Below are 26,395 nucleotides of genomic sequence, written 5' to 3'. Positions count from 1 at the left end.
CTAAATTAGTTTTCTTTTTTGAAGAGTTTACCTAATGTACCAGTCGCCAACGCTAAGCCAGCACTGATGAGTCCAAGGCTAAGTAAGACTGCGGCAACGCCTTTAGCTAATTTTCTGATAGCGAACTACGTTCTTTTGGTCTTAAACATTTGTATATCCTCTATTTTGGTATAGGCTATCGATTACATATAGATTAGATGGCGCGGCATCACCATGAAAAACAAAAAATGTAAGCGCTTTATAAAAAGCCGATAATTTTCAAACTGTGTTATTACCGCAAAATATAAAAATGTCAATTCTTGTATTTAATCCTTGGTCTACTATACTAGATAAAGATGCTTTTTAAATAAAAGAGCGGATAAGGCACAAGATATAGTGCTTGTGAACCTAAATATAAAAAGGGAGTAGTTTAGAAGATGGAAAGAAAACACGAGAATTATTTCGTTTGGCTATTTAATCAATTGAAGGGGTGGCCAGTTCAAAACTATTGTTTATGGTTTTTTGCCTTCGGCTTTCAATTAGCTTTATTGATTCAAAGTAAGGTTACTAGCGTAACTTTAATTACATTTATTGGTACACTTTTGGGTACACTTTGTGTGTTGGCAATTAATGCCACCAAGGCTATTAACGGCTGGTTAGGTTTGATTTCAGCTGCTTGTTTCATTTATGCAGGTTGGTCAGCTAAGAACTATCTTTCCATTTTTGAGCAAATTGCTTATATTGCCACTCTAGATTTACCGGTTATTGTTGCGGTTAGATCATGGAATGATGATACTAAGAATCACTTGCGAAAGTTCGGTGCAAAGGAATGGGCTATTGCCATCGTTGGTACTTTGCTTGTTTATTTGATTTCAGGTTACTTGATTGGTAAGTTTACTAATGATCCTCGTCCTTGGGTTGATGCAATTAGTTTTGCTATTTCACTTACTGCCGGAATCATGTGCTTCATGCGTTACAACAATCAATACTTCTGGTGGACTGCTAGTGGCATTTTCCAATTGATTCTTTGGGGAATTACTTATGCTCAAGGGGATGCCAACTTAGCCATGGCAATTAATTCGTTGATCTATGTCATTAACGATGTCTTAGCCTTTACTGTGTCACCATGGTTTAACATGGGTCGCCGCAGAGCTGGACTTAAAGAGATTGAAAAGTAAAAATTATTTTTACCATAATAAGGAACGTCATCGATTTCGATGGCGTTTTTTTCATGTGCTAAAATAGTACAAAAACAGAGGGGAAAAGCATGACCTTTTATACATTGAAATATATTCAAAACAATCAGAATACTAATCAGGCAGTCCTATATGTATTGATGCTAGTTGCAGCTCTAGCAATGGTAATTTTTGCCTTGCTTTATTTACATAACCGTTTTGCTACAAGGTATCGCGATTTAGGCATTATCGCGCTTTTGTTTTTAATGTTGTTTGCGGGGACGCAATATGAAAAATATGTCCAGATTAGTACGCAAAAGTCACAAGCAGTGCAGATTATTCCGTTTATCAAGTCAATTGCTAAAGATGAAAATGTGTCGACTTCAGATGTTTTAGTTAACTCAACTGTTTTAACTAATGGCATGATTGTCAGAATCGATTCTAAAAATATTGATTATCAATTAAATCTTAATGATGATCGCAATACTTACACATTAACCCCAGCACACGTAATTGATCATAAGGTAGAGGTGGTAAAATAATGCAACTTGACTACACACAATTATTTATTAAATTTGCTCTTGGCATTTTAACCATGATTATTCAGATCAATGTTTTTGGTAAAACCAACTTGGCACCTACAACTGCGTTAGATCAATTGCAAAATTATGTGCTAGGTGGAATTATTGGTGGTTTAATCTATAACTCAAGCATCACAGTATTGCAATTTTTCCTAGTTTTGATTGTTTGGACGCTAGTTGTGTTCATCTTGAAATTCAGCCGTGATCATAACAATTGGATTAGAAATATTGTTGATGGCAGACCTGTTCAGGTGATCAAAAATGGCAAAGTACTAGTGGGCAACTGTATGAAGGCGGGGATTTCTGCTAATGAATTAATGTTTAAGCTTAGAAGCCGTGGTATTTATTCCGTTGAAAAAGTAAAAAACTGTATTTTTGAACAGGATGGTCAATTAACGATTATCGAAAACGATGAAGCTAACATTCGCTTCCCAATTATCAGCGACGGTCAAGTGAATATTGATGTTTTAGAATTGATTCATAAAAGTGAAGCCTGGCTAGAACAACAGGTTGAAGAAGCAGGTTATAATAGCGTCAGTGATATTTTCTTAGGAGAATATATTGACGGGCAATTACGTTTAATAGGTTATTCAAAGGAAAAGAGATAAAAATGGCAGATTTTACAACAGCAAAAAAATGGTTGAAAAATGCCAATACGGTGATCATAACGGCAGGTAACGGAATGGCTCAATCAGAAGGATTGGACATTCTGAGTGAAGAAAGATTCGATGACCAATTTGGTAAAATTGCAGCTAAGTATGATGTGCATACGATTGGGGATGCACTAGATAAGAAGTTTGCTACTTGGAGTGAGCAATGGGCTTTTTGGAGTGAATTAGTTAATGAATATTCTTTGCAATATGAGCCTAGTGAAGTGATGCTGGCTTTGAAGAATTTAATTCGTGATAAAAAATATTTTATTGCTACGAGTACTTTTGCCCATTTTTTTGAAAATGCTGGTTTTAATGAAAACCGGATTTTTAATGCTTTTGGTGATTGGACGAAGATGCAGTGTTCTAGCGGGATTAACCATGGTCAAAAAGATGATCGTGAGGTAGTAGAACGCTTTTTACAGGCAATTAAGAACGATAATGTAACGGAAGACTTAGTTCCTAAGTGTGAAGACTGCAATAGTCCAATGGAATTGCATATGCCGCTCAATGCCAACTTTTTCCCAGATACTGACGCCAATGCGCGTTTTCGCTGGTTTTTAACTGGGGCAGAAGATAAAAATGTCGTTATTTTGGAATTAGGTGTTGATGAGACTAGTCCGCAATTGCTTGATCCAATGGTGAAGTTAGTTGAGCAATTCCCTAACTGGCATTATATTGCGGCTGATTTAGCTGATGAAGACATGCCAGTAGATCTTGAAAAGCGAGCATTAGGGTTTGATAGTAATGTGCACGATGTAGTGCTTGGTTTAACTAAATAAATAGGTGAAGAATGAGTATTTACATAAAAAACGGAATTTTGCATGTTCCTGGTGCCCAAGATAAGTTGCGCCAAAAAGGGCAAGAGAAGCCTGACTTTTTGACTGATTATACGATGTTGGATATTGAAACGACTGGTTTATATCCTTATCGCGACCGGATCACTGAATTAGGTGCAGTTAAGGTGCGTAACGGTCAAATTGTTGATCAATATACTAATTTGGTAAAGTTTCCTAAAAATAATTCTGTTCCAGCTTTTATTACTAAGTTGAATGGAATTACTGAAGCACAAATCGTTAAGGAAGGAATTCCAGCGAAGCAGGCAATTACCGAATTTCGTGAATTTATTGGCGATGACATCATTATTGGTTATAACATCAATTTTGATTTGAACTTTTTATATGATTTGAGTCAAAAATACGGTTTGCCAGTGCTTAATAATGATTATGTTGATGTGTTGCGTTTAGCACGGACTTATTATCCTCGTGAGCGGCATAATCGTCTGCTTGATTGTATGCAACGCGCTGGCATTGCTCAAGTTGAAGCTCACCATGGTTTACAGGATTCGCTTGATACGATTAAGGTCTACGATGATTTTGCCCAGCATTTTACTGATGATTTATTAGAAAAAGCACAGAGCAAAATCAAAAATATTGATCTAACAGGTGATGAGGTCGATTATCTGGATTTGGGGTGGCACAATCCGGTCCAAAATAAAAAAATTGTTTTGTCAGGCCACATTCATATGGATAAAGATGATGCTGGCAAGATGATTCATAATATGGGCGGCAAAGTTGATGATGAAGTGCTAGCCACGACTAATTATTTGATTATGGGCGATCATGATTTCTTTAGCAAAGATAATCATGACTTGAATACTGCACGCGATTTAATTAAAGACGGCGCCAAGATCAAGCGTTTTTCAGAAAGCTTTTTCTTAAGCATGCTTGATGATTGGGCTCGGAGTTAGAGGAAAAGATGGCACGAAGAAGACGAAAAAAGCAGGGGACATTTCTTTCATCATTAATCGTTTTACTGGCGATTTTATGGGGAATATATACTAAAGCCGGCAGCGATCCTAGTGGTAGCCAATTTTTACGTGATTTTACCGGTAATCATAATGAACATATTACCAATACAATTACTGATGCATCTAAGGCAAAAACAAATTATGGCGGTCTATCACCAGCTGATTATCAAAAACTGGCTAATTTGAATTTTAAGAGTGGCAGTCGCGCTTATACCGAGGTTAATCATAATAAGTCGACTTTAGTAAAAAGCTCATGGAAAGTAAATCGAGTGATCTATGCTAATCTTGATTCACTAAACCGAACTTCGCGTTCGAATACGGCCTTTTTGGAAAAGCGCAACGTTGCTAATGATAGCTTGCGGGTGCGGCAATATGTGGAACCAACGGGTTGGCATTACAACCACCGTAACGGCACTCAGATTTACAATCGTGGTCATTTAATTGCTTATTCTGTTTCAGCCGGAATTGATCAAAGTGGCAATTACGATCCCCGCAATCAGTCAGGCGACCAGAATAACCCGAAGAATTTGTTTACCCAATCAGCTTATTCTAATCAAAAGATCCAAACGATTTTTGAAACGAAAGTGCGCCAAGCACTGCGTCACAACAAGCGAGTAATTTATCAAGCAACTGCTGTTTTCCGCGGTAATGAATTGATGGCGCGAGGTGTTAACTTGCAGGCTGTTTCAACTGATGGCAGCTTAGACTTTAATGTCTATCTTTATAATGTTCAGCCAGGGTATGCTTTTAACTATAATAATGGCCGGGCTAAAGTTGATCGCCAAATGCAGGTCAATGAGTAGTAAAATTATAAATATATAAAATAGTATTGAAATAAAAAAGGAAGTACAAAATGAAAAAAGATAACTGTACTGCAATGTTAGTTGGTAAAGACGCCTCAATTGATGGCTCAACCATGATTGCCCGTGACGAAGATGGTTACGGCGGCATTAATGAAAAGCTTTTTGTCGTAAATAAGGCACGTCATTATGATGAAGACTATGTTTCAAAATACAACGGTTTTAAGATGCACCTTGAAGGTGACGGCTGCAAGTGGACTGCTGCACCAACTGCTGATGACACAGATGGCCGTTGGGATGAACAAGGCATTAACGAATATAATGTTGCCATGTCAGCTACTGAAACCGAAGCAACTAATGCGCGCTGCTTAGGTCATGATCCCCTTGTTGAAGATGGTATTAACGAAGATTCTATGGTTTACATTACTTTGCCTTTCGTTAAAACAGCTCGTGAAGGTGTAAAGCGTTTAGGTAAATTAATTGAAAAATACGGTACTGGTGAAACTAACGGCATCGCTTTTTCCGATAACAAAGAAGTATGGTATTTAGAAACTGGTGCAGGTCACCAATGGGTAGCCGCTCGCGTTCCTGATGATTCTTATGCAATTTGTCCGAATATTATGGTGATTCAAAAGGTCGACTTTGATGATCCAGACAACTTCATGTATTCAGCTGGTATTCAAGAATTTGTTGAAAAGAACCATTTGAATAATAGTACCGATGGTAATTTTTCATTTAGAGATATTTTTGGTACTAAGGATGAAGCTGATGCCTTTTATAACACGCCAAGAACTTGGTATGGGCAAAAGTTGTTCAACCCAAGTATTGAACAAGATCCAACTAGCCAAGAAATGCCATTTACTCGTGTGCCTGAAAAGAAAATTGGTGTTGAAGATGTCCAAAAGTTTTTATCAAGTCACTATAACGGTACACCATATGATCCAATGGATACTTTTTCTTCTGGTTCAGAAAAAGAACAAAAGATGTTCCGTTCAATTGCCTTAGATAGAAACCAAGAATCTAGTATTTTGCAAATTAGAAATGATGTGCCAGCTAAGATGGCTGCTATTCAATGGCTTAACATGGGCTTTTATGCATATTCACCATACGTTCCTTTCTACACGAACATTGAAGATACGCCATTAAACTACAAGGTGGCAGATCACACTGTTGATCCAGATAGCAGTGCTTACTGGCTATACAAGACTTTGCAAGTAATTGTTGAACCACGTTACCACCAATACATTTATAAAGTAAATGCTTATCGTGATGATTGCCAAAGCTATGCTATTGGCCGAGTGGATGCAATTGATGCCAAAGCCAAGAAGATGGACGGTCAAGAATTGATTGAGTATTTAACTAACGCCAATGATGAAACTGCTGGCGTAATTACCAAAAATACTAAAGCATTGATGAGTAATTTGGTTCGTCAAGCTTTGAATAGTTCAAAATATCAATTTGAACGTGGAGATAATTTATAGTATTAGAAGCCATGACTAATTCATGGCTTTTTTGGTACCTACCACAACATTTAGTAAATCCGAATTTTTTAAAGTGAACGAGCAAAAAATAAAACCAAATACGAACAAAAGCCGAATGCTTGCTGAAATGCTTTTGATAAATTTGGTTAAACCCCGAATCCTAGACAATAATTATTTGTTATTTTCGTATATTTAGCTTAAAATTAATAGGGAAATTTAAAATTTTAATCAATATATAGTGGTGCGTGAAATTTATGAATGATGAGAAATTTGTGGAAGTAAAGAACCTCAAAAAGGTTTATGATAACGGTCATGAAGCAATCAAGGACGTTAGTTTTTCGGTTAAGAAAGGCGACCTTGTTTGTTTGCTCGGCCCATCTGGTTGTGGTAAGACAACTATTTTAAACATGCTTGCTGGTCTACTTAACCCTAGCAGCGGCGATATCCTTTTTGATGGTAAGTCAGTTGTGAACGTAGCGCCTAAAGATCGTCAGATCGGTTACGTTTTCCAGAACTATGCTTTATATCCACATATGACTGTACTTCAAAATGTAATGTTTCCTTTGACTGTAGGCAAGCAAAAGATGCCTAAGGACGAAGCAAGAAAAATTGCAGAAAAGTATATGGCTACGACGCAGATTACCGAACTGGCCGATCAAAAGCCAGGTAATTTATCAGGTGGTCAACAGCAGCGTGTCGCAATTGCTCGTGCATTGGTCCAACAGCCTAAGATTTTGCTTATGGATGAACCTTTAAGTAACCTTGATGCACGTTTGCGGTTAAAGATTCGTGAAGAAATTCGTGCTTTAGTTAAGAATGTAGGAATTACTACTTTATTTGTTACGCACGATCAAGAAGAAGCCTTATCAATTGGTGATAAGATTATCCTCTTTAACAATGGAGTAATTCAACAAGATGATTTGGGGCAAAACTTCTATCTTGAACCAAACAACTACTTTGTTGCTAACTTTGTTGGTAATCCAGTAATTGATAATTTCAAGGTTACAGTTAAGGATGGCAAGGTTACCGGGTCAGACTTTGAACTTAATGTTGCTGATTTGGACCAGAATCGCTTTAAGCGTGAATTAACTGATGGTGAATATACCTTGTCAGTTCGTCCTGAAAATATTTTGCCAGCTCCTGAAGGTCATGTTTCAGCTAAGGTTGATGATGTCGAATTAATCGGACGTGAGCGAATTTTGAAGTTTACCCATGATGGTGTTCAAGCTCGTTCACTGGTCAACTTGGAAGTCCCAATTAAAGCGGGCGATAATATTAATTTAAAGATGCGTTTAGATCGAGTATTCCTGTTTACTAAGGAAGGAGAGCGTGTCTACTAATGAAGACTAATCAAAAAAAGGCGTGGCTCTTTTTAGCGCCAACGATTATCTTTGTGACGTTCTTTAGTATTTATCCAATTTTGCGGGCTTTTGTAATGAGTTTCCAAAGCGGTTCTTTGATTAATATGAATTGGACTGGCTTTAGCAACTATCAATACATTTTTAACGATCCGGAATTTTTGCGTGCGATTAAAAATACCATTTTATATGCTTTAATTTCAGTGCCAGTAGCCTTGGCAATTTCAATTATGTTGGCTTGGTTTATTTTTAGTCGGGTCAAGCATAAGTCATTTTTTGAAACGACTTTCTTTATGCCATATGTAACATCAACAATTGCGATCGGTATTGTCTTTCGTTATATCTTTAATGGTGAATACGGGATGCTTAACTTCTTGTTAAGAGCTTTGCATTTGCCAGCTCCTAACTGGATTGATGATCCAGCCATGTCTTTGACAACGATCATTATTTTCGGTGTTTGGACTTCTTTGGCTTTTAATATCGTTATTTTGATGGGGGCTTTACGTAATATTGACCCTAATTACTACACGATTGCTGATATGTATGGTGCTTCTGGTACGGAAAAGTTTTGGCGGATTACGATGCCGCAATTAGTGCCAACAATTGCCTTTTTGTTGACCATGAATATTATTGCAGCGTTCAAGATTTATACTTCTGTATATGCCTTGTTCAATGGACAAGCCGGTGTTGGTAATTCGGCTACAACTGCAGTGTTCTACATTTATAACAAGTTCCAAATTGTTGGTACTCCAGGTGTAGCGATGGCTGCAACAGTTGTATTATTTATCATCATCATGTTTGTGACGTTCTTGCAACGCAAGATGATGAAGAAGATTGGAGGACGGTAAAGGATGAAAAAGATTCGTTGGGGTACTTTAGTTGCCTATATTATCTTGGCAATTTTTGCAATCATTACTGTCTTTCCTTTCATCTACATGATTTTGGGCGGATTAATGAGTTTTAGAGAAACTACTACTATTCCGCCAACTTTAATTCCTAAGCATTTTGAGTGGAGTAACTATGCTAAAGTCTTTGCCCAAGCACCATTTGGTCGTTACTTCTTCAATACCTTCTTAACAGCAACTGTCACCACAGTAGTAAGTTTGTTTAACGCCTTGCTTGGTGCTTTTGCTATGGTTAATTTAAAGTTCAAGGGCAAGGGGATTGTTCAAGTAGTCTTGTTATCATTATTGATGGTACCAGGTGAAGCAATCATTTTTACCAACTATAGTACAATTGCCCAAATGGGACTTTTGAACACCTATATTGGTTTGGTATTGCCATTCTTAACCTCGATTTTCTACATGTACTATTTGCAAAGTTACTTTGGCTCAATTTCACAGACTATTTATAAAGCAGCGATGATTGATGGTGCTAGTGATTGGGAATACATTTGGCGGATTTTAGTACCAATGTCAAAGGGCGGTTTGTTCACTGTAGCTTTATTGAGCTTTATTTCAGGCTGGAATTCATTCCTATGGCCATTGTTGGTAACTAATGAAGATAGCATGAGATTGTTGAACAACGGTTTAACTTCTTTTGCATCTGATGCTGGTAGTGAAACACAACTTCAATTAGCAGCAGCTACATTAACTGTTTTGCCAATTTTGATTTTGTACTTCATCTTTAGAAAACAGATTATTCGAGGAGTAGTGCGCAATGACCTTAAAGGATAAAACGACAGTCACTTTTTATAATGGGTTAACCACAATTGGTGGACCAATGATTGAGGTAGCTTATAATAAATCACACGTTTTGTTTGATTTAGGAGAAGTTTATCGGCCAGAATTAAAGTTGCCAGATGAAAGCTACCAAACTTTGATCAAAAATCAGCTAATTGGTGATGTGCCTAACTTCTATGATCCTAAGCTAACTGGTAAGCCAATTGATACTGAACGCTGGGAGCATTCAGCAGCTTATATTTCACACGTGCACTTAGATCACAGCAAGGCACTAAACTTTTTAGCACCAGAAATTCCACTTTATGCTGGACCAATTACAGCTCATTTGCTGCCAGCATTGAATGAGAAAGGGGACTTTTTGCTTCCTGCTGCAGGACATGACAAGAGTTATACCCGTCCAATCATTGTAGCTGAATATCAAAAGACAATTAAGGTTGGTGATATTACCCTGGAAATATATCCAAGTGATCATGATGCTTATGGTGCTACGGGCTTAATTGTTAAAACACCTGATAAGCAAATCGCTTATACTGGTGACATTCGTTTGCATGGTTATCATCCAGACTGGGTGCGCAGCTTTATGGAAGCAGCCAAAGGCAGCGACATGTTAATTATTGAAGGAACCGGGGTTTCTTGGCCAGAAGAAAAGCACGATGAAAATAGTGAAGAATTTACTGGTCCTAAGAATGAAGTTGAATTGACTGAAGAGATTGTCCGTTTGCAAAAGGCCAATCCCGATCGCCAAATTACTTTTAATACTTATCCTACTAATGTCGAACGATTATTGCGGATCATCGCTGATTCACCAAGAAAAGTCGTTTTGCATGCGCAAAGGGCACATTTAATTAAAGAAAGCTTGAATGAGGATTATCCATACTACTACATGCCTAATGAAGAGCATTATGATGATCTAAATCCAGAGCTTGAAGTAAGTTATGACGAACTTTTAGCAGATAAGCACAAATATATGTGGCAAGTTGTCACCAATTATGATAAGCTTCAAAAGGGTGGTTTATACATCCACTCAAATGCTGAGCCATTAGGAGATTTTGATCCTGCTTATAAGCCGTTTGTAGAGGCTTTAGCTAACAATGAGATTGAGTATCATGCATTACGCTGTTCAGGCCATGCTGATAAAAAAGAACTCAAAGAAATCATTGCCGGAATTCAACCAGCTATTTTAGCACCGGTGCACACATTGCATCCGGAGCTGGAAGAGAATCCATTTGGAGAACGGATTTTACCTAAACGTGGTCAAACAATCACGCTTTAGTGAATCAAAAACATATTGTTGTTTAGTTTTATTTTTGGGAGGATTATCCAAATGAAGTTTAGTAAGAAACTTACTATGGCTACCATTGCTACTTTGGCTTTGGTGGGAACTGCAGCCTGTTCAAAGAGTGGAAGCAACTCTTCATCATCAAGTTCAGAAAAAATTCCATCAAAGATTACCAAGCAAACTACGGTTGTCTTCTGGAATGCTATGCCTGGAGTACAAGGTTCTACTTTAAGGCAATTAACCAATGAATTTGAAAAGAAGAATCCTAAGATCACTATTAAGCTTGAAAACCAAGGTACATATAATGATTTGCAAGCTAAGATTAACTCAACTTTGCAATCACCAAACAACTTGCCTACGATTACCCAAGCTTACCCAGGTTGGCTTTGGAACGCAGCACAAAACAAGATGTTGGTAGATTTAACTCCATATATCAACAATAAGAATGTTGGTTGGGGTTCTGCCAAGGCTTCAGATATCAGAAGCGAACTTCTTGATGGTGCCAAGATTAAGGGTACGCAATATGGTATTCCATTTAACAAGTCAATTGAAACTTTGACTTACAACAAGACCATGTTTAAGAAATATGGCATCAAGAAAGTTCCAACCACAATGGAAGAACTTAAAGATGTTTCAGAAACTATCTACAAGAAGAGTAACCACAAGGTTGTAGGTGCTGGTTTTGATTCACTTTCTAACTACTACACTCTTGGTATGAAGGACGAAGGTGTAAACTTCTCAGACAAGATCAACTTCACTGGTGCAACTTCTAAGAAGGTTATCAACTTCTATGCAGATGGTATCAAGAAGGGCTACTTCAGAACTGCTGGTTCAGAACACTACCTTTCAGGTCCATTTGCTAATGAAAAGGTTGCAATGTTTGTTGGTACTTCAGCAGGTGAAGGCTTTGTTAAGCAAGGTGTAGGCGACAAGTTTACTTATGACGTTGCTCCACGTCCTGGTAAGTACACTTTGCAACAAGGTACTGACATCTACATGTTTAACCATGCTAGTGCTGATCAAAAAGCAGCTGCTTTTAAGTACATTAAGTTCTTGGTATCCAAATCAAGTCAAATCAAGTGGGCTAACGCTACTGGTTACATTCCTGTAAATAACGCTGCGATTAAGTCTAGTGAATACAAGAACAACAAGAGCATCAAGCTTCCAGCTAAGCTTGAAGATGCAATGAAGTACTTGTACAGTGTTCCAGTTGCTAAGAACTCTAACGCTGCATTCCAACAATTGAATACTATTCAACAAAACATCTATGCTGCAGCACAAAAGGGTCAAAATATTAACAGCCAAATCGAAGCTGGTAAGCAAAAATTTGATGCTGCTTGGAAGCAATAAAACTAAATAGCAATTCGATTTTTTAAAGCAGACCGCTTGGTCTGCTTTTTTTGTATCAAATAAAAAAACGGATTGATTGAATTAATCGATCCGTTGAATATCACCTAGTTATTACGTTACAGTAGTGGATATATAGTTTTAATTGAGAAAGATTATGATAAAGCTTCAACATACGTGAATTTTGTTGTATTAGTTTTGGATAGCTTTTTTTTATTTTGCTTAACCCAAATAAAACTTTGCCAAACAAAAACGTATGAATCACTATTTAAGTTAAACGATAGATTCTTCATAAAGCACCATAACCTTAACTTAAAACTGACGTAAAGTGGAATAAATTCTTTCCCTTTTGAGGTTCAATTTCTTTCGTCTTAACGATAGCTACGTAATCCGACCATGCGCAAACGTAGGGACCGCCTTCTTCTACAAGAGGTTTAGATAAATCTAAATTCTTAATCTTAAGGTAAATGCCTTTATGTAAAACTAGGTTCTTAGTAAGATTTTTTAACATTTTGATTACCTCCTTGAAATAAATTAGATTAAGTATAATATATTATTTAAAAATGTCAATAAGATTAAAAAAGAAGGCGGAGCTATGTATGAAAAATGCCTACGCTGGATAGATGACAATTTAGATTTCTTCGATCCGCGTGTAAATAGGAAATATGCAAAAGATTTGTTACGTATTAAATCTTTTACAGAACTATTATTTTTGGAAAATATGTTTTTTCCAGAATTACCATTTATGCCACGAATTCATAGAAAAATAATAAATATGACTAAAGAAATATTAAATTCATTAAGCTTAAATGATTTTATTTTACACGAACATGGTTTTATTTCAGCTGTAGCCGTTGCACAAGAATTTGGTAAAAACAACAATATTGATCTTAGTCATGAAAAGATACTTTTAAAGGAGATGGTTGATGATAAATTTGACCTCTTAACCACTCGTTCTGCTTTTAGAAAAATAGATGTTAAGTATTCTTTGAACAAGGCAGGAGTTTATTCAAATTATAATAGCTTTTCTGATATAGCAAAAAATACAGTATTAGGAAAAGATTTTAATTATATGTATACAAATGAGATTAGCACGTATTCAATAACTCACTCTATTTTTTATTTAACAGACATGGGGAGACAAAATATTGAGGGATTTAATAAAGATAAAATATTAAATATAATTTTTAATTTAATACCTGTGTATGAATTAGAGCAAAATTTAGATATTTTATCTGAGTTAATTATTTCAAGTTATTTTTTGAATATTTCTCTGAATCAAATACAACAAAAAATGATAAGGAATGCGATAACGTTTATTTCAAGCTATCAAAAGGAAGATGGATCCTTACCAGCACCAGGGCAAATTGATGGTAAATATAGCTGTGAAGAGGAGAAATTCTTTGCATGCTATCATACAACGATGGTAGCGTTAGGAGCAGGTTTTTTGTATGAAAAAAGTGATGGAAATTTTAATTAATAAATTGGATTCAAAATATAAGGATCGAAATTTAATATTACAAATAACACGAATGTGTGAATATTATTGTGACTATAAAAGGTGGGGGAATAAGCCAAAAGAGGAACTAGGCAAGCTATTATTTAATATAATCTATTCATTTGTTGGTGGCGAGCAGAATATTCAAGCGCTACTGATGACTAATCCATTATTAATTGAGTATTTTGGTAATTGGAATAATTTTTTGCAAAAAAATTTTAGTGAACAAAAATTTTCTCAGATGTTCAAAGTGAACGTTGAAAAACTAGTCTACAGTTCAGTTATTTTGAATTTAGAGCTTCCAGATGAATTTTATCTGAAGTTATTTTATAACTTGGAGGATCGAAATCGATATAAAGAATTAATACCTAAAATTCAACCACGATGTGATTCTTTTGAAGAAAATATATTGTTTTTAAAAAAATCAGAGATTAAAGATTTTATTCGTTGTCTTGCAATAGAGAAAGATTTTCAAGCAGATACTAAAATTAAAAATCTTGTAAGTAGTTTATCATTTGATAATGACATATCTTTGTTTCTGTTATCTTCCTTTATGTTTAATATTAAACAAGGTATTTCAAACAAATATGATTTTAAAGAATTAGAACCCGATGTGATTTTTGGATTATTATTACAACAAGGAGAATAAAATGAATAAACTGGAAACAGTTAAAAAATATTTAGTTGAAAATAATGCTGTAATTTTTGCAAAGACTGTAAATATAAATTTGTTGAATCAAACAGATAGGTTAGCGTATGTAATGAAAAATAGAAGTGACAATGACAAGATTAAGAAAATTGTTAGGCTACATAATTTATCTTTTATTGAAAAACAATATTATTTAGCTATATTAGGTGACGCTAAAATTGATTTTAACATAAAACAATTACAGCTTTTAGACGATTGTAACAAAACATTATTTAGTTTAGCTAGTTTAGAAAATGAAGCTGATAGTGAATTAGTACAAAATTATTTGAGTGGACTGTTAATATATTTAGCAAGAAATTACAAAATTAATTTAGCTTCTTTGGTAGCAACTAATATTTATAAAAAAATAGGTAGTATACCATTATTGAATAATTACACAGAATTTTTATTTTTAAATATGCAAGAAGATGGGACGATAGGAGTAATTAATCCGCTTAATAAAAATCAATTTTCTGAATCAGAATATCAGAAGTGGCAGTATGCGAATACTATTTTTTCATATGTTTATTTGAAGCAGGTGGTTTAAATGAAAATACTAAGATTAGCATCTAGATCTTTACTGTCTTTCTATATAATATTGGCTATCATTAAAGCTTTTGGAAATATATCTATTGCATATATTTCAGGATTAATGATTGACACAGCTTTAAAGAGAAATAGTAGGTTTCAAGAAATTTTTCTAATTGCCATGTTAGGAATTATTGCTCTACTTGTCATTTTGATTTCTAATATATTTTTTCAATATCTAAAGTCTGACATTGTAAAAAATATTAATGTTGAACTTAAGAAAAGAGTATTTAGTTATCTTGTTTATGCTGGTAAAGAAACATATAAAAATGAATTATCTCTGGTAACGAATGACCTGAAGCAAATAGAAACACAAATCACCTTGAATTATCTATTGATAATTTCAGATGTTTGCTCTTTTGTTTTTGCTTTACTTATAGGATTAGCTAATTCTTGGATTTTAACTATTATTTTTTCTATTGCAACAATTATCCCTAGTGTTGTACAAACACACTTTACTAAGCAAATTCAGAAAACAGCAAAAAGTTGGGAAAAATCTAACTCAGAATATACGCAAAGTGCGTCAGATGCTATTAATGGTACTGAAACTTCAAGATTGTATAATACACAATCAACTCTTATTTCTTATGTAATGAAGCCAATTAAAGAATTAGAAAATAATTTAAAAGAGATGAGTTTCTCGCAAAATTCAGCATACGAAATAATAGCTTTTGTAGCTGAGATAATAGGATTTGTTATCCCGTTTTTAATTGGCTCTCTCTTAATCTTAAGTGGTCAACTTCAAGTGGGAATATTAATAATGATTGTACAGTTGTCTAATCAATTCATTAATCCAATGATCGATATATACAATAGAATAAATCAAATTAAGAGTAATGAGCCGATTTATAGGAAAATTGAGCCAGCTTTAAATTATACTAACAAGCATGAAGAAGATGCATTCAAGCCAAACAAGTTTGAGATGCTAACGGTCTCACATTTGTCTTACTCATATTCTGATACACCAGTTATTAATGACTTAAATCTCAAAATTAAAAGTAATGAAAAAGTATTATTTATAGCTCCGAGCGGGTGGGGAAAAACTACTTTTTTAAAACTGTTAATGGGTATTTTAAAGCCATTAGATGGCGATATTGTTATAGATAAGCTAAACATAACTAGTAACTTTGAAAAAAGTCATAATTATTTTAGCTATATAAATCAAAGACCATTTATTTTTGATGCAAATCTTCGATTTAATATTACTTTAGGCAGAAGTGTAAGTAATGAGTTTTTAAATAAAGTGATTAAGACAGCAGGATTAGAAAAATTAATCAAAGAAAAGGGGTGGGGCTATCAAGTAGGTGAAAATGGCAAAAACTTATCAGGTGGTCAAATTCAAAGGATCGAAATTGCACGCGCTTTATTGGCTAATCGGCCAATTTTATTAGCAGATGAAGCGACTAGTTCATTAGATAATAAATTGTCGTTAGCTATTCACAAAATCATTTTGAATAATCTCGGTTTAGCAGTTATCGAAGTTGCACATAAGATTACTGATCAAGAAAAGAAAATGTTTGACAGAGTGATTGATTTAAATAATAAACAATAATGTGGGACAAATTAAAAGTTCATTTATGGTCAATTTGATTAATAAATGAACTTTTTTGATTATAATAATTTGGTTTTCCTTATATTAAGATAATAAAATTTATAGTTTCTTCGCTGCATTGAAAAATGGTACTATTTACTAGGTAATAAATTAAAAGCTGAGGTGAGCTGGTTGATTAGACAACAGAATTTTCCGGTAAAGACAAAGTATAAGTGGTATGACATCAATAATTTGAGTGAAGAAGATAGTGAGCGGTTGCAAAAAGATTTTAATTTTACACCCGATATTATTTCCTATATTTCTGACCGTCATGAGCGGCCCCACTATGACTATGACGTGCATACTAAGAGCCACTTGCTTGTTTATGATGTACCAATTTGGCCAACTAACACAATTAAACACTTTACTTCGCATCCAATTACTTTTTTGGTAGTGGGCGAAAATATTTTTACTTTTCATACTGAATCAACCAGCTATGTGTTTGATGAATTTAATGATGAGCATATGCGGGAGCGCTTGTCAGAAGCTAAAGATGTGACAGAATTGTTAATGCTCTTTTTCTTATATTCATCACAATACTTCCAGCGTGCCGTTACACAGCTTGATGTTGAACGTAACAGCTTAGATCAAAAATTATCTGATGATATTAATAATAAAGATTTAGTAGAACTATCAAATATTGAAAAAAGTTTAGTTTATTTGTCTAGTTCAATTCAAACTGATTTAATCATGCTGCATGGGCTAAATCATAGTAAATTAGATTTTACCAAAGAAGCTAGTGAGCGTTTGGATGACGTTTTGATTGAGTCAAGTCAGTCAGCAGAAATGGTCCAGATTTCACAGCAAGTAACTAAAACTTTATCAGCTACAAGTAATAATATGATGAACAACAACCTAAACGATACGATGCAGTTCTTGACGGTGTGGTCATTGGTATTGACGATTCCAACTATTTTGACCGGATTTTATGGGATGAATGTTAGTTTACCAATCTTAAAAAACTCATTTGACTGGGTTTTAATTATTATCCTGATGGTTGTCTTAATGGTCTGGTTGGTCATCTTGATGAAAAAGCATCATTTCTTCTAAAATTGAGGCATTTCAATGAAACATAAAGTATTAATCGGCTCCTTAATTGTGACTTTATTCGCATTTATTTTATACACATCAAGTTTGAAGCGAGTAGAAAATGCGCAGTTAAAGGTGATTGAGCCTAATAGTGGCAAAGTCACCAAGGGCAAAAAGAAAGCTAAAGAGTCCAAGGTTCAGAAATTAGAAAAGCACCAAGAACCTAAAGTCAATTCAATTGAGTATTCTAACCATGTTAAAGCTAAAAAGGGTAGCAATCAAAAGCTAGTTAAGCAAATTAAGAAGGTTATGGGAATTGACGATAGTTTCCAAGTAGTGGCACAAGATTTGACCAACTCCAGTCATTATGCTGTAGTTTCTAATACTGATAAGGCACATGATGCAGGTAAAACGATGCGACTATTTTTGTTAATTGCTTTATATGAGCAAGAACAAAAGGGCAAGATGGGTGCGCGGACTGCTATTAAGATTAGCAAAAAAGATAAAGCCAAGGGTGATAAGATGTTCCAAGTTGGCATTACCTATGGTGTAAGTTATTTGCGTAGTGCAATGCTTAAAGACAATAAAACGGCAATCAATGCTTTAACAAGAAAAATTGGCATTAATAATATTGACCGAGTTGCCAGACAAATGGGTGCTACAAAGACTAAAGTTGCTAAAGATATGACCGGCCAAACAACAGCTAATGATTTAGCGCGGACAATGATCGGGCTATATCAAGGACAGGTGCTGAACCGGCAATATGCAAGTCGGGTGCTCGGAACTTTAGCTAAGCAAAGACCCAGCCTAGTTACTGGCTTAAGTGGCGGCATTTATGCAATTGGTGATGATGATTTTGCAGTGGCAATTGTCCAGAGTAATGGTCGAGCTTACTGTATGTCGGTTTGGAGTACGCAACATAAGAACTTTAATAAATTAGGTAAAACGATCAATAATTGGTTTATTAAGAAACATAAATAAGTAAAGTAATGAAGTCAAAAGCTGACTTCATTATTTTTTGTAAAAAATAAAATTATTTACACTATGTAGATTGTAATCTTCACACTGTAGGTGTATATTATTTATTATGCTGAGACAAAGGAGGGATGAAAATGGCACAGAAAAGAAATCTTGATCTAGATAAGATAATTGATCAGGCTACTAAATTAATATCTGAGCAAGGCTTAGCAGCAACGACTTTGCCAGCCTTGGCTAAGACGCTTGGTGTGCGCTCACAGTCGCTTTATCATTATGTTTCTGGGCGCAAGCAATTATTATCACTAGTTGGTGCGCAGCAAATTAAAATTTTGCGTCATCAATTGATGGATAATTTAATTGGAATGTCTGGCCGGGATGCGGTGCTTAAGTTTGCCGATATCGTACGCGATTTTTTGTTAAGTGATCCTGCTTTAGCAAGTGTTCTGTATCATTTGAATGAGTATCCAAAGGATGCCGCGATTAGTCAAGAAATCTTGGATTTAATTAAATTAGGTGAACGCCTTAATTTAAAAAGAGAAAGTGTCATTTCGTTTCATGCTTTAATTGGCGCCGTATTGGGTTACGTCTTTTTGGATAAATCGACATCTTTTTTGGATGAAACTAAGGATGAATCTAATCGGAATTATCATGAGATGATTCTGCGACTTGTAGAACCAGTAGCTGACTTACAGAAATAGGGAGGAAATAGGAAAGTGCAGAAATTTCTGAAAAATCATGTTTTCGAATTGATTGCATGGATTTTGATATTGATTATTTCTATTGTTGCTTTGCCTAATATTACTGAGTTAACCAATGCCCATTCGGACATTACACTGCCTAGTAATGTACAAAGCAATGTAGCACAATCAATTGAAAACAACTGGGGTGCGAAGAAGAAAAACACCTATGCAGTAGCACTTGTTTTTAATAAAGAACATGGCAAGCTGACTGATGCTGATAAAACAGCAATTAACAATACGCTTGACAAGTTTACTAATGATAAAAGCAAGTACGGAATTAAGGATTCATTGCTCCCTGATTCCAATATTGCTACAAGAAAGAAACTTCAATCAAAAGATGGTACAACTTGGGTAGCACAATTTAATGTAGCCAAGAGCCATGGTACGATTGAAAAAGTTTATAAGCAGATGAATCAAACGGCTAAGACACAAGGACTTAGAACTTATGTAACGGGTGCTGATGTCTTGCAGTATGATTTCTCTGCCTCTATTCAAGAGGGAATTAAGAAGACCGAAGCAATTACAGTTGTCTTTATCTTTATTGTTTTGATCATTGTATTTAAGTCACCAATTGTTCCACTTATTTCATTATTAACGGTTGGTGTTTCATTCCTTACTTCCTTCTCAATTGTTACTAATTTGGTTGAACACGCCAATTTCCCATTTTCAAACTTTACGCAGGTATTCATGGTTATCGTGCTCTTTGGTATTGGTACCGACTACAACATCCTGCTGTATGACAAGTTTAAAGAGGATCTGGGGAAAGGGATGGATAAGTATGAGGCGATGCATGATGCGCTTCGCAACGCTGGTAAAACAATCCTTTACTCAGGTTCATCCATCTTAATTGGTTTTACTGCCTTAAGTTTAGCTAAGTTCTCAATTTACCAATCAGCCGTTGGTGTTGCTGTCGGTGTTGCCGTATTGTTGGTAGTACTTTTGACACTCAACCCATTCTTCATGGCTACCCTTGGTAAGAAGATGTTTTGGCCTGTTAAGAAGTTTACAGGTGAAAGTGATAATAAGCTTTGGCATGGTATTTCAGCTTCAACTTTGAAACACCCAATTATTTACTTGGTTGTTTTAGCTGTAGTTACTGTTCCGTTCATGTTGATGTATACCGGTCATTTAAATTACGACGATACTGATGAAATCGCCGATTCAGTTCCATCTAAGCAAGGTTTGCTTGTAGTGCAAAAGCACTTTTCTAAAGGCATGGCCGAACCATCATACTTGTACATCCAAAGCAAGCATCGATTAGATAATGAAGAAAACTTGAAGTTGATTGATCAATTAACTAAGCAACTTCAAGGTTCAAAGGATGTATCATTTGCAACGTCAGTTACTGAGCCTTACGGCGAACCAATTGATATGCTTTATGTCAATAATCAATTGAACACTGTTAATGACGGTGTTGATCAAGCTCGTTCAGGTTTGGGCAAATTGAGTAAGGGTGCCAACAAGGTTGCTAATGGTGCCAACAGTTTGAAGGATGGTGCAGATCAACTTCATGATGGTACCGGCCGTTTGGCAAGTGGCGCTAGTCAATTAGTTGGTGGTGCTAGTCGTTTGCAAAATGGTGCTAGCCAATTACAAAGCGGCGCAACTCGTTTGCAAAGCGGTTCAAGCCAATTAGTTAGCGGTGCAGATCGTTTACGTAACGGTGCCGGTCAATTACAAAGTGGTGCAGTACGTTTACAAACAGGTGCTGGTCGTTTGGCAAGTGGTACTCACGCACTTCAAAGTGGTGCAAGCAGCTTAGTTAGCGGTGCAAATCGCTTAAAGAATGGTGCTAACAGCTTGCAAAGTGGTACCCAACAAATGGTTAACCAATTACAACAATTGAGTTCACAACTTTCAACTCAATTGAGTGGTTCAAACAAACAACAACTCGCTCAACTTCAAACTGCTTTGCCACAAATTAACAGTGGTATTCAACAATTGAATCAAGCTATTGGCGGTGGGGTTGATACTTCATCATTAACTAATAGTTTAGCTACAGTTCAAAAACAAGCTGCAGATCTTGAAAATAGCTTGAAAGAATTACAAAGCGCAGCAGGTAGTGCTGGTTCAAGTTCAGTAAATCAATCTGAAGTTCAATCAGCAATTTCATCAGCAGTTTCATCAGCAGTACAATCAGTACCAGCTGATCAAAGACAAGCTGCTCAAGAAGCAGCAACTAAGGCTGCCACTCAAGCAGTTGAATCTGTTGTTCAAAAGGCTCAATCAGGTGCTAATACTGATAAGATGAAGTCAGCCATGGCAAACGCTACTTCAGCAGCTCAGGGCTTACAAAGTTCAATGGCTGCACTACAACAAAGCAACTTGATGGATCAACTTCAAACTTTGAAGACTCAGGTTAATACTTTAGCTCAAGCTTCTAACAAGGCACTTCCAGGTGCAGCTACTGCTTTGAACCAATTAAGCTCAGGCTTGACGCAAGTTCAATCAGCTGCTTCACAAGGTGTGGCAGGCGCACAAAGACTTAATTCAGGTGCTGGTCAATTAAGCAGTGGCTTAGGTTCACTTTCGTCAGGCGCTAGTCGTCTTGGTGCGGGTATAGACCGACTTAACAATGGCGCGGGTCAATTGAACACAGGTCTTGGTACTTTAGCAAATGGTGCTGGTACTTTGAATAATGGCCTTGGTACTTTAGCAAACGGTGCCGGTACTTTGAACAATGGTCTTGGTACTCTTGCTAATGGTGCCGGTCAACTTAACAGTGGTGTTGGTCAATTAGCTAGCCAAGCTCCAGCTCTTGTTTCAGGTGTAGATCAACTTAACAACGGTGCTGGTCAACTTAGCGAAGGTGCTGGCAAGTTAGCTAACAAGGTTCCTGAATTAACTTCAGGTATTGATACTGTTAATAGTGGTTTGGGCCAAGGTGAAACTTACCTCAGAGGCTTAGGTTCATCAGCTGCCGCTGATACTTTCTATATCCCTAAGGAATTCTTAAAGAATGATATGTTTAAGAAGTCAATGGATGTTTACCTCAGCCCAGACAAGAAGTCAGCTCAAATTATTGTTGTCTTCAACTCAAACCCAAGTGCAACTGAAGCTACAAATGAATCACAAGAATTGAGTGCAATGGCTAAGAAGTCATTCCAAGGTACTGCACTTAAGAATGCTAAGGTAGCTATGGGTGGTCAAAGTTCAAAGATCAAGGATACTAAGACGGTTGCTAGTGGTGACTTCCTTAGAACTGCTGCAATCATGTTGATTGGTATCGGTATTGCCTTGATGTTTGTAACTCGTTCATTATTGCAACCTGTTTACATTCTTGGTACTTTGCTGATCGCATACCTCTGCTCATTGTCTATTAACCAATGGATCGTTAAGGCAGTTCTTGGCAGAGACATGCTTACTTGGAATACTCCATTCTTCAGCTTTATCATGTTGATTGCTTTGGGTGTTGACTACAGTATTTTCCTCATGACACGTTATCGTGAACTTGAGACTGAAGGCTACACTACTCCAAGTTCAAGAATCTTAAAGGCATGTACCATCATTGGTACGGTGGTTATCTCAGCCGCAATTATCTTGGGTGGTACGTTTGCAGCCCTCATTCCATCAGGTATTCCAACTTTGATTGAAGTTGCCTTGACTGTGGATGTTGGTTTATTGATCTTAGTCTTCATTTTGCCAATTACTTTGTCAGCTGCTACTAAGTTGACTTATGAAGGAATTGATTTCAGTAAGTTCACTAAGAGAAAGAAACAAAATTAATTAATAAAGCGAAATAAGCTCTACAAATTTCCCGTAGAGCTTATTTTTTGCTCTCTAATGATATTTTTCTTTAAAAACGATTAATCATACTTGATTTGATTAAACAAATCAGATAGTAATTATTTGCATTTTGATACATGTTATAATTAGCGTTAACAAATCAAAATAGAAGGGGCTTTTAATAATATGACTACTTGTCCAAATTGTGGCCAGCAAATTAATGAAAATGACGAGATTTGTCCTAACTGTGGTTTTAATTTGAAGAAATATCGCGATGATTTTTTCACAGATCAACATCAAAAGGCTAAATTTAAACAGCCAAATGAGGGTGAAAAGATTATTAGTCGTGCGGCCTATCGTGAGGAGTTTATTCCTGAAAAGCAGAACACTACGGTTCAAAGAATGATTGCTTGGATTAGGAAAAATGCTACTTTGGTATTTTTGCTTGGTGTTTTTCTCTTAATCTTAATGAGTTTTTCAAGAACAGCAGGCTGGATTAGCTTCTTTGCATTGTTGGTTTGGCTCTATGTTGTCTGCGATCGTAAGGAGAAAATTGAGCAATATACGGTAGACCAACGTTTAACCCAAAAATTGGATCAAGTTGGCTCAAATATTTTTAATCGAGTTGATGCAGGTGAAGTTAAGGTAAAGCAGCGAAATCAAGAATTCGTTCAGAAACATCCTCGTGTAGAAAATCATGTACGTGAAATTAAGGATGGTCGAAAGCATCATTTTAATTACATTCAACTTTCAGTCATTTTAACGGCTTTAATTAGTTTGATTGTGCTTTTTACTGATTCAGGAGCCTCAGTTTCTGCTGTCGGTTATACGCAAAGAATGTCTATTTCTAATGTTTTGTTTAGTCTGACGGGGCGTTTGCTTTCATCAGGAACAACTTCTTGGTACGCAATTATTCTTTATGGAGTTTGGCTATTGCTCTTCTTAATTCCAATTTTCATCATTTACAATATCCTGAAAAATACTAAGGGTAGCCAAATGCTTGCTTTTGTCCTTTCTTTAATTGAATCAGTCTTTTTGATTTATATGGTTTTAGAAATGACCAGAGCAGTTCATGCTTCATCTAGCGTGCTAGCACAACTAACTAGTCAATTTTTATCATATGCAGTTTCTTTAGGAGCTTCTACGTACTTTATGATTTTAGCTAGTGTATTAACTACAATTTTGGCTGGCTATAATCTCTTTAAACGAAATGAATTGAAAAATGCGTAAAAAAATACGCTGGTTAGGTTGCCAGCGTATTTCTTTTACCTAAAATTTCTGATTATTGGTTGTTTTTAGTGACATCGATTACTAGATGTTCATTTACAAAGGCCATCATACCTAAGTCGCTTAATTCACGACCATAGCCGGATTTCTTGACACCACCGAATGGCAATTCACCAGAAGTAATCCAGCGGCCGTTGATTACGGTCATGCCAGTTTCGATTTGAGCGGCGACTTTTTGTGCTCGTTCAATATCGTTGGAGATGACAGATGAACCTAAGCCATAGCTTGAATCGTTAGCGAGTTGGATTGCGGCGTCATCATCGTCAACGACCAAGACTTCTGCTACTGGGCCGAATAATTCTTCGTCAAAAATCGGATTATCGTGGTCAATATTAGTTAAAATGATTGGTCTGAAGAAGGCACCCTTAGAGTCGATTTCTGGATATTGATAAAAGACTTTGGCACCAGCGTCAGTAGCCTTTTTAACTTGCTTTTCTAATTTTTCTTTAGCTCGTTCAGAATTCATTGGTGGCAAAGTTGTGTCGGCTTCAAGCGGATCGCCAGCCTTAAGGCTAGAGAAGACATTTTTCAAAGCATGGAGTACTTCATCATAGCGAGATTTTTCAACGATAATTCTCTTAGATGAAGTACATACTTGGCCATCATTATAAGTTCTAGCATCGCCTAAAACGTTGCGCAATACTTGTGGATTGGCATCGTCTAAGACGATAAAGGCGTCATTGCCGCCAAGCTCCATGGTTGATTTCTTTAAATTTTTACCGGCAGCTTCGGCAACAGCTGAGCCACCGCGCTCAGACCCGGTTAAGGCAACGCCTTGAATTCTTGGATCGGCGATAATATCAGCTAATTGGTCGTAGCTTGGGTAAAGGTTAATTAAGCTGCCTTCAGGAGCGCCAGCCCGTTTGATAATTTTGGCAGTTAAAGCGGCAGAGCCAGGGACATTGTGGGCGTGCTTTAATAAAATTGGATTCCCGACGATAAAGTTAGGTGCAAAAACACGGATCACTTGATAAAGTGGGAAGTTCCATGGTTCACAGGCCATGATGACACCAGTTGCTTGCTTTAAGTAATAGGCATCCCCTAAGTCTGATTTTACTGGAGTAGGAGCTAACATCTTGACGCCATTTTTAGCGTAGTAATCACAAATTGAAGCACATAGTTCAACTTCTTCTTTTGATTCACGCAAAAGTTTTCCCATTTCAAGGGTCATCATTTTGGCTAAATCGTCCTCATGTTCGCGCAAAGCATCTGCTACTTTGTGTAATTGACGTGCACGAGTTTCAGGAGCTTCATGGCGCCATTTTTTATATAGAGCATGGGCTAAATTAATGGCATCGTCAATTTGCTTGGCGGTTGGATTATCATAGCTGGCGAATTCTTGATTAGTGTATGGATTAATTGATTGATATCTAGACAATTTTTGCCTCCAAATTATAAGTTTAATATTTATGTTTAATAAGTCATGTATTTATTATAAAGCGTTTACAGAAAAAACGCAGTTAATTTGTGCTTTTAGTTGTGAAAAATGCATGCTAAAATATTAGCCAAATTAGTTTTTTGAATAGAAAAGGAAACATTAATGAATCATCAAATCCCCACCGCAACTATTTATTTAGGTACGCCATTTTTTAATGAGGAACAGCAAGAACGCGTTAAGCAAGCTCGAGCTTTATTAGAACAAAATCCAACGGTTTTACGCGTTCATTTCCCTTTTGATCAAAATTATGTGGACCCAAATGAAACAGAGGCACAGAAGCAAGGTATTCGAAGTTTAAACTGGCAACTTGCAACATATAATAATGATCTTAATGGCGTAATCAATGCAAGCTGCGGCGTGTTTTTATACGACATGGACGAACTAGATGATGGCTGTGCATTTGAAATTGGCTTTATGCGCGCCTATCATAAGCCAGTAGTGTTAGTTCCATTTACTAATCATCCTGAAAAAGATAAACGATTGAATCTAATGCTGGCCCAAGGTGTTACAGCCTTGATCGACGGCAACACCGAATTAGATCAGTTGGCTAGTTATGACTTCAACAGTGCACCAGCTAAACCAATTACTGATTATCAAGTTTATTAAACAAAACAAAAAGTGTCTGGGAAAAAACTAACTCCTGGACCATAAAAAAGAACGATGATTTCCATCTGGATTTCATCGTTCTTT

The 26,395-nt window shown here is 36.2% G+C and carries 24 protein-coding genes; 22 read left to right on the top strand and 2 right to left on the bottom strand.

Features of this window, described 5'->3' with window-relative positions; genetic code table 11:
* Positions 1-416: 416 nt before the first annotated feature.
* The 12 genes from pnuC (at position 417) to Q0Y84_RS08590 (ending at position 12,145) form a co-directional block, all read left to right on the top strand.
* Complete coding sequence (gene pnuC / locus Q0Y84_RS08645) at positions 417-1,157, top strand: nicotinamide riboside transporter PnuC (protein ID WP_297952743.1); 741 nt, start codon at positions 417-419, stop codon at positions 1,155-1,157.
* Positions 1,158-1,246: 89 nt separating this feature from the next.
* A complete protein-coding gene (locus Q0Y84_RS08640) occupies positions 1,247-1,696 on the top strand; it encodes a DUF3290 domain-containing protein (protein WP_297952741.1) in 450 nt (149 codons plus the stop codon).
* Positions 1,696-2,343: a DUF421 domain-containing protein gene (locus tag Q0Y84_RS08635; RefSeq protein WP_297952739.1), complete on the top strand. Its 648-nt coding sequence runs from the start codon at positions 1,696-1,698 to the stop codon at positions 2,341-2,343. Before Q0Y84_RS08640 ends, Q0Y84_RS08635 begins: the two co-directional genes overlap by 1 nt.
* A gap of 2 nt (positions 2,344-2,345) precedes the next feature.
* On the top strand, positions 2,346-3,167 hold the full coding sequence (locus Q0Y84_RS08630) for a Sir2 family NAD-dependent protein deacetylase (protein WP_297952737.1): 822 nt from the start codon (positions 2,346-2,348) through the stop codon (positions 3,165-3,167).
* Positions 3,168-3,178: 11 nt separating this feature from the next.
* Positions 3,179-4,135 (top strand): exonuclease domain-containing protein, encoded by a 957-nt coding sequence (locus Q0Y84_RS08625; protein WP_297952735.1) that lies wholly within the window; start codon positions 3,179-3,181, stop codon positions 4,133-4,135.
* An 8-nt stretch (positions 4,136-4,143) separates the two neighbouring features.
* Positions 4,144-4,998: a DNA/RNA non-specific endonuclease gene (locus Q0Y84_RS08620; protein ID WP_297952733.1), complete on the top strand. Its 855-nt coding sequence runs from the start codon at positions 4,144-4,146 to the stop codon at positions 4,996-4,998.
* 50 nt (positions 4,999-5,048) lie between these two features.
* The gene (locus Q0Y84_RS08615) at positions 5,049-6,476 is read left to right on the top strand and encodes a C69 family dipeptidase (protein ID WP_297952731.1); all 1,428 of its coding nucleotides are present in this window, start codon (positions 5,049-5,051) and stop codon (positions 6,474-6,476) included.
* Positions 6,477-6,730: 254 nt separating this feature from the next.
* A complete protein-coding gene (locus tag Q0Y84_RS08610; protein ID WP_297952729.1) occupies positions 6,731-7,816 on the top strand; it encodes an ABC transporter ATP-binding protein in 1,086 nt (361 codons plus the stop codon).
* Complete coding sequence (locus Q0Y84_RS08605) at positions 7,816-8,682, top strand: sugar ABC transporter permease (RefSeq protein WP_297952727.1); 867 nt, start codon at positions 7,816-7,818, stop codon at positions 8,680-8,682. The genes Q0Y84_RS08610 and Q0Y84_RS08605 overlap by 1 nt, the downstream gene beginning before the upstream one ends.
* A 3-nt stretch (positions 8,683-8,685) precedes the next feature.
* A complete protein-coding gene (locus Q0Y84_RS08600; protein WP_297952725.1) occupies positions 8,686-9,510 on the top strand; it encodes a carbohydrate ABC transporter permease in 825 nt (274 codons plus the stop codon).
* Positions 9,494-10,789, top strand: a complete 1,296-nt coding sequence (locus tag Q0Y84_RS08595; RefSeq protein ID WP_297952723.1) for an MBL fold metallo-hydrolase — start codon at positions 9,494-9,496, stop codon at positions 10,787-10,789. The genes Q0Y84_RS08600 and Q0Y84_RS08595 overlap by 17 nt, the downstream gene beginning before the upstream one ends.
* A 51-nt stretch (positions 10,790-10,840) precedes the next feature.
* Positions 10,841-12,145, top strand: coding sequence for an extracellular solute-binding protein (locus Q0Y84_RS08590; protein WP_297952721.1), 1,305 nt, complete (start codon positions 10,841-10,843; stop codon positions 12,143-12,145).
* Positions 12,146-12,449: 304 nt separating this feature from the next.
* Here the strand turns inward: Q0Y84_RS08590 and Q0Y84_RS08585 are convergent, their stop codons facing one another.
* Positions 12,450-12,653 (bottom strand): hypothetical protein, encoded by a 204-nt coding sequence (locus Q0Y84_RS08585; protein ID WP_297952719.1) that lies wholly within the window; start codon positions 12,651-12,653, stop codon positions 12,450-12,452.
* Between the two features lie 84 nt (positions 12,654-12,737).
* Between Q0Y84_RS08585 and Q0Y84_RS08580 the strand changes: the two genes are divergently transcribed.
* From Q0Y84_RS08580 to Q0Y84_RS08540, 9 genes are all read left to right on the top strand, one after another.
* Positions 12,738-13,622: a hypothetical protein gene (locus Q0Y84_RS08580; protein ID WP_297952717.1), complete on the top strand. Its 885-nt coding sequence runs from the start codon at positions 12,738-12,740 to the stop codon at positions 13,620-13,622.
* Positions 13,594-14,289, top strand: a complete 696-nt coding sequence (locus Q0Y84_RS08575) for a hypothetical protein (RefSeq protein WP_297952715.1) — start codon at positions 13,594-13,596, stop codon at positions 14,287-14,289. Before Q0Y84_RS08580 ends, Q0Y84_RS08575 begins: the two co-directional genes overlap by 29 nt.
* A 1-nt stretch (position 14,290) precedes the next feature.
* Positions 14,291-14,875: a hypothetical protein gene (locus Q0Y84_RS08570; RefSeq protein WP_297952713.1), complete on the top strand. Its 585-nt coding sequence runs from the start codon at positions 14,291-14,293 to the stop codon at positions 14,873-14,875.
* A complete protein-coding gene (locus tag Q0Y84_RS08565) occupies positions 14,876-16,468 on the top strand; it encodes an ABC transporter ATP-binding protein (RefSeq protein ID WP_297952711.1) in 1,593 nt (530 codons plus the stop codon).
* A 171-nt stretch (positions 16,469-16,639) separates the two neighbouring features.
* Complete coding sequence (locus Q0Y84_RS08560) at positions 16,640-17,557, top strand: magnesium transporter CorA family protein (RefSeq protein WP_297952709.1); 918 nt, start codon at positions 16,640-16,642, stop codon at positions 17,555-17,557.
* Positions 17,558-17,572: 15 nt separating this feature from the next.
* Complete coding sequence (locus Q0Y84_RS08555) at positions 17,573-18,517, top strand: serine hydrolase (RefSeq protein WP_297952707.1); 945 nt, start codon at positions 17,573-17,575, stop codon at positions 18,515-18,517.
* A 131-nt stretch (positions 18,518-18,648) separates the two neighbouring features.
* The gene (locus Q0Y84_RS08550) at positions 18,649-19,212 is read left to right on the top strand and encodes a TetR/AcrR family transcriptional regulator (protein ID WP_297952705.1); all 564 of its coding nucleotides are present in this window, start codon (positions 18,649-18,651) and stop codon (positions 19,210-19,212) included.
* Between the two features lie 15 nt (positions 19,213-19,227).
* Positions 19,228-22,980: an MMPL family transporter gene (locus tag Q0Y84_RS08545; RefSeq protein WP_297952703.1), complete on the top strand. Its 3,753-nt coding sequence runs from the start codon at positions 19,228-19,230 to the stop codon at positions 22,978-22,980.
* 186 nt (positions 22,981-23,166) lie between these two features.
* Positions 23,167-24,210, top strand: a complete 1,044-nt coding sequence (locus Q0Y84_RS08540) for a zinc ribbon domain-containing protein (RefSeq protein WP_297952701.1) — start codon at positions 23,167-23,169, stop codon at positions 24,208-24,210.
* Between the two features lie 52 nt (positions 24,211-24,262).
* On the opposite strand, the gene Q0Y84_RS08535 is transcribed toward Q0Y84_RS08540, so the two are convergent.
* Complete coding sequence (locus tag Q0Y84_RS08535) at positions 24,263-25,645, bottom strand: NAD-dependent succinate-semialdehyde dehydrogenase (RefSeq protein ID WP_297952699.1); 1,383 nt, start codon at positions 25,643-25,645, stop codon at positions 24,263-24,265.
* A 162-nt stretch (positions 25,646-25,807) separates the two neighbouring features.
* Between Q0Y84_RS08535 and Q0Y84_RS08530 the strand changes: the two genes are divergently transcribed.
* Complete coding sequence (locus tag Q0Y84_RS08530) at positions 25,808-26,311, top strand: nucleoside 2-deoxyribosyltransferase (RefSeq protein WP_198563437.1); 504 nt, start codon at positions 25,808-25,810, stop codon at positions 26,309-26,311.
* Positions 26,312-26,395 lie beyond the last annotated feature (84 nt).

Source organism: uncultured Lactobacillus sp. (genome assembly GCF_947367125.1).
GTDB lineage: Bacteria > Bacillota > Bacilli > Lactobacillales > Lactobacillaceae > Lactobacillus.
Note: the sequence above shows the minus strand (reverse complement) of the source record. Positions and strands in the feature narration are given on the sequence as shown.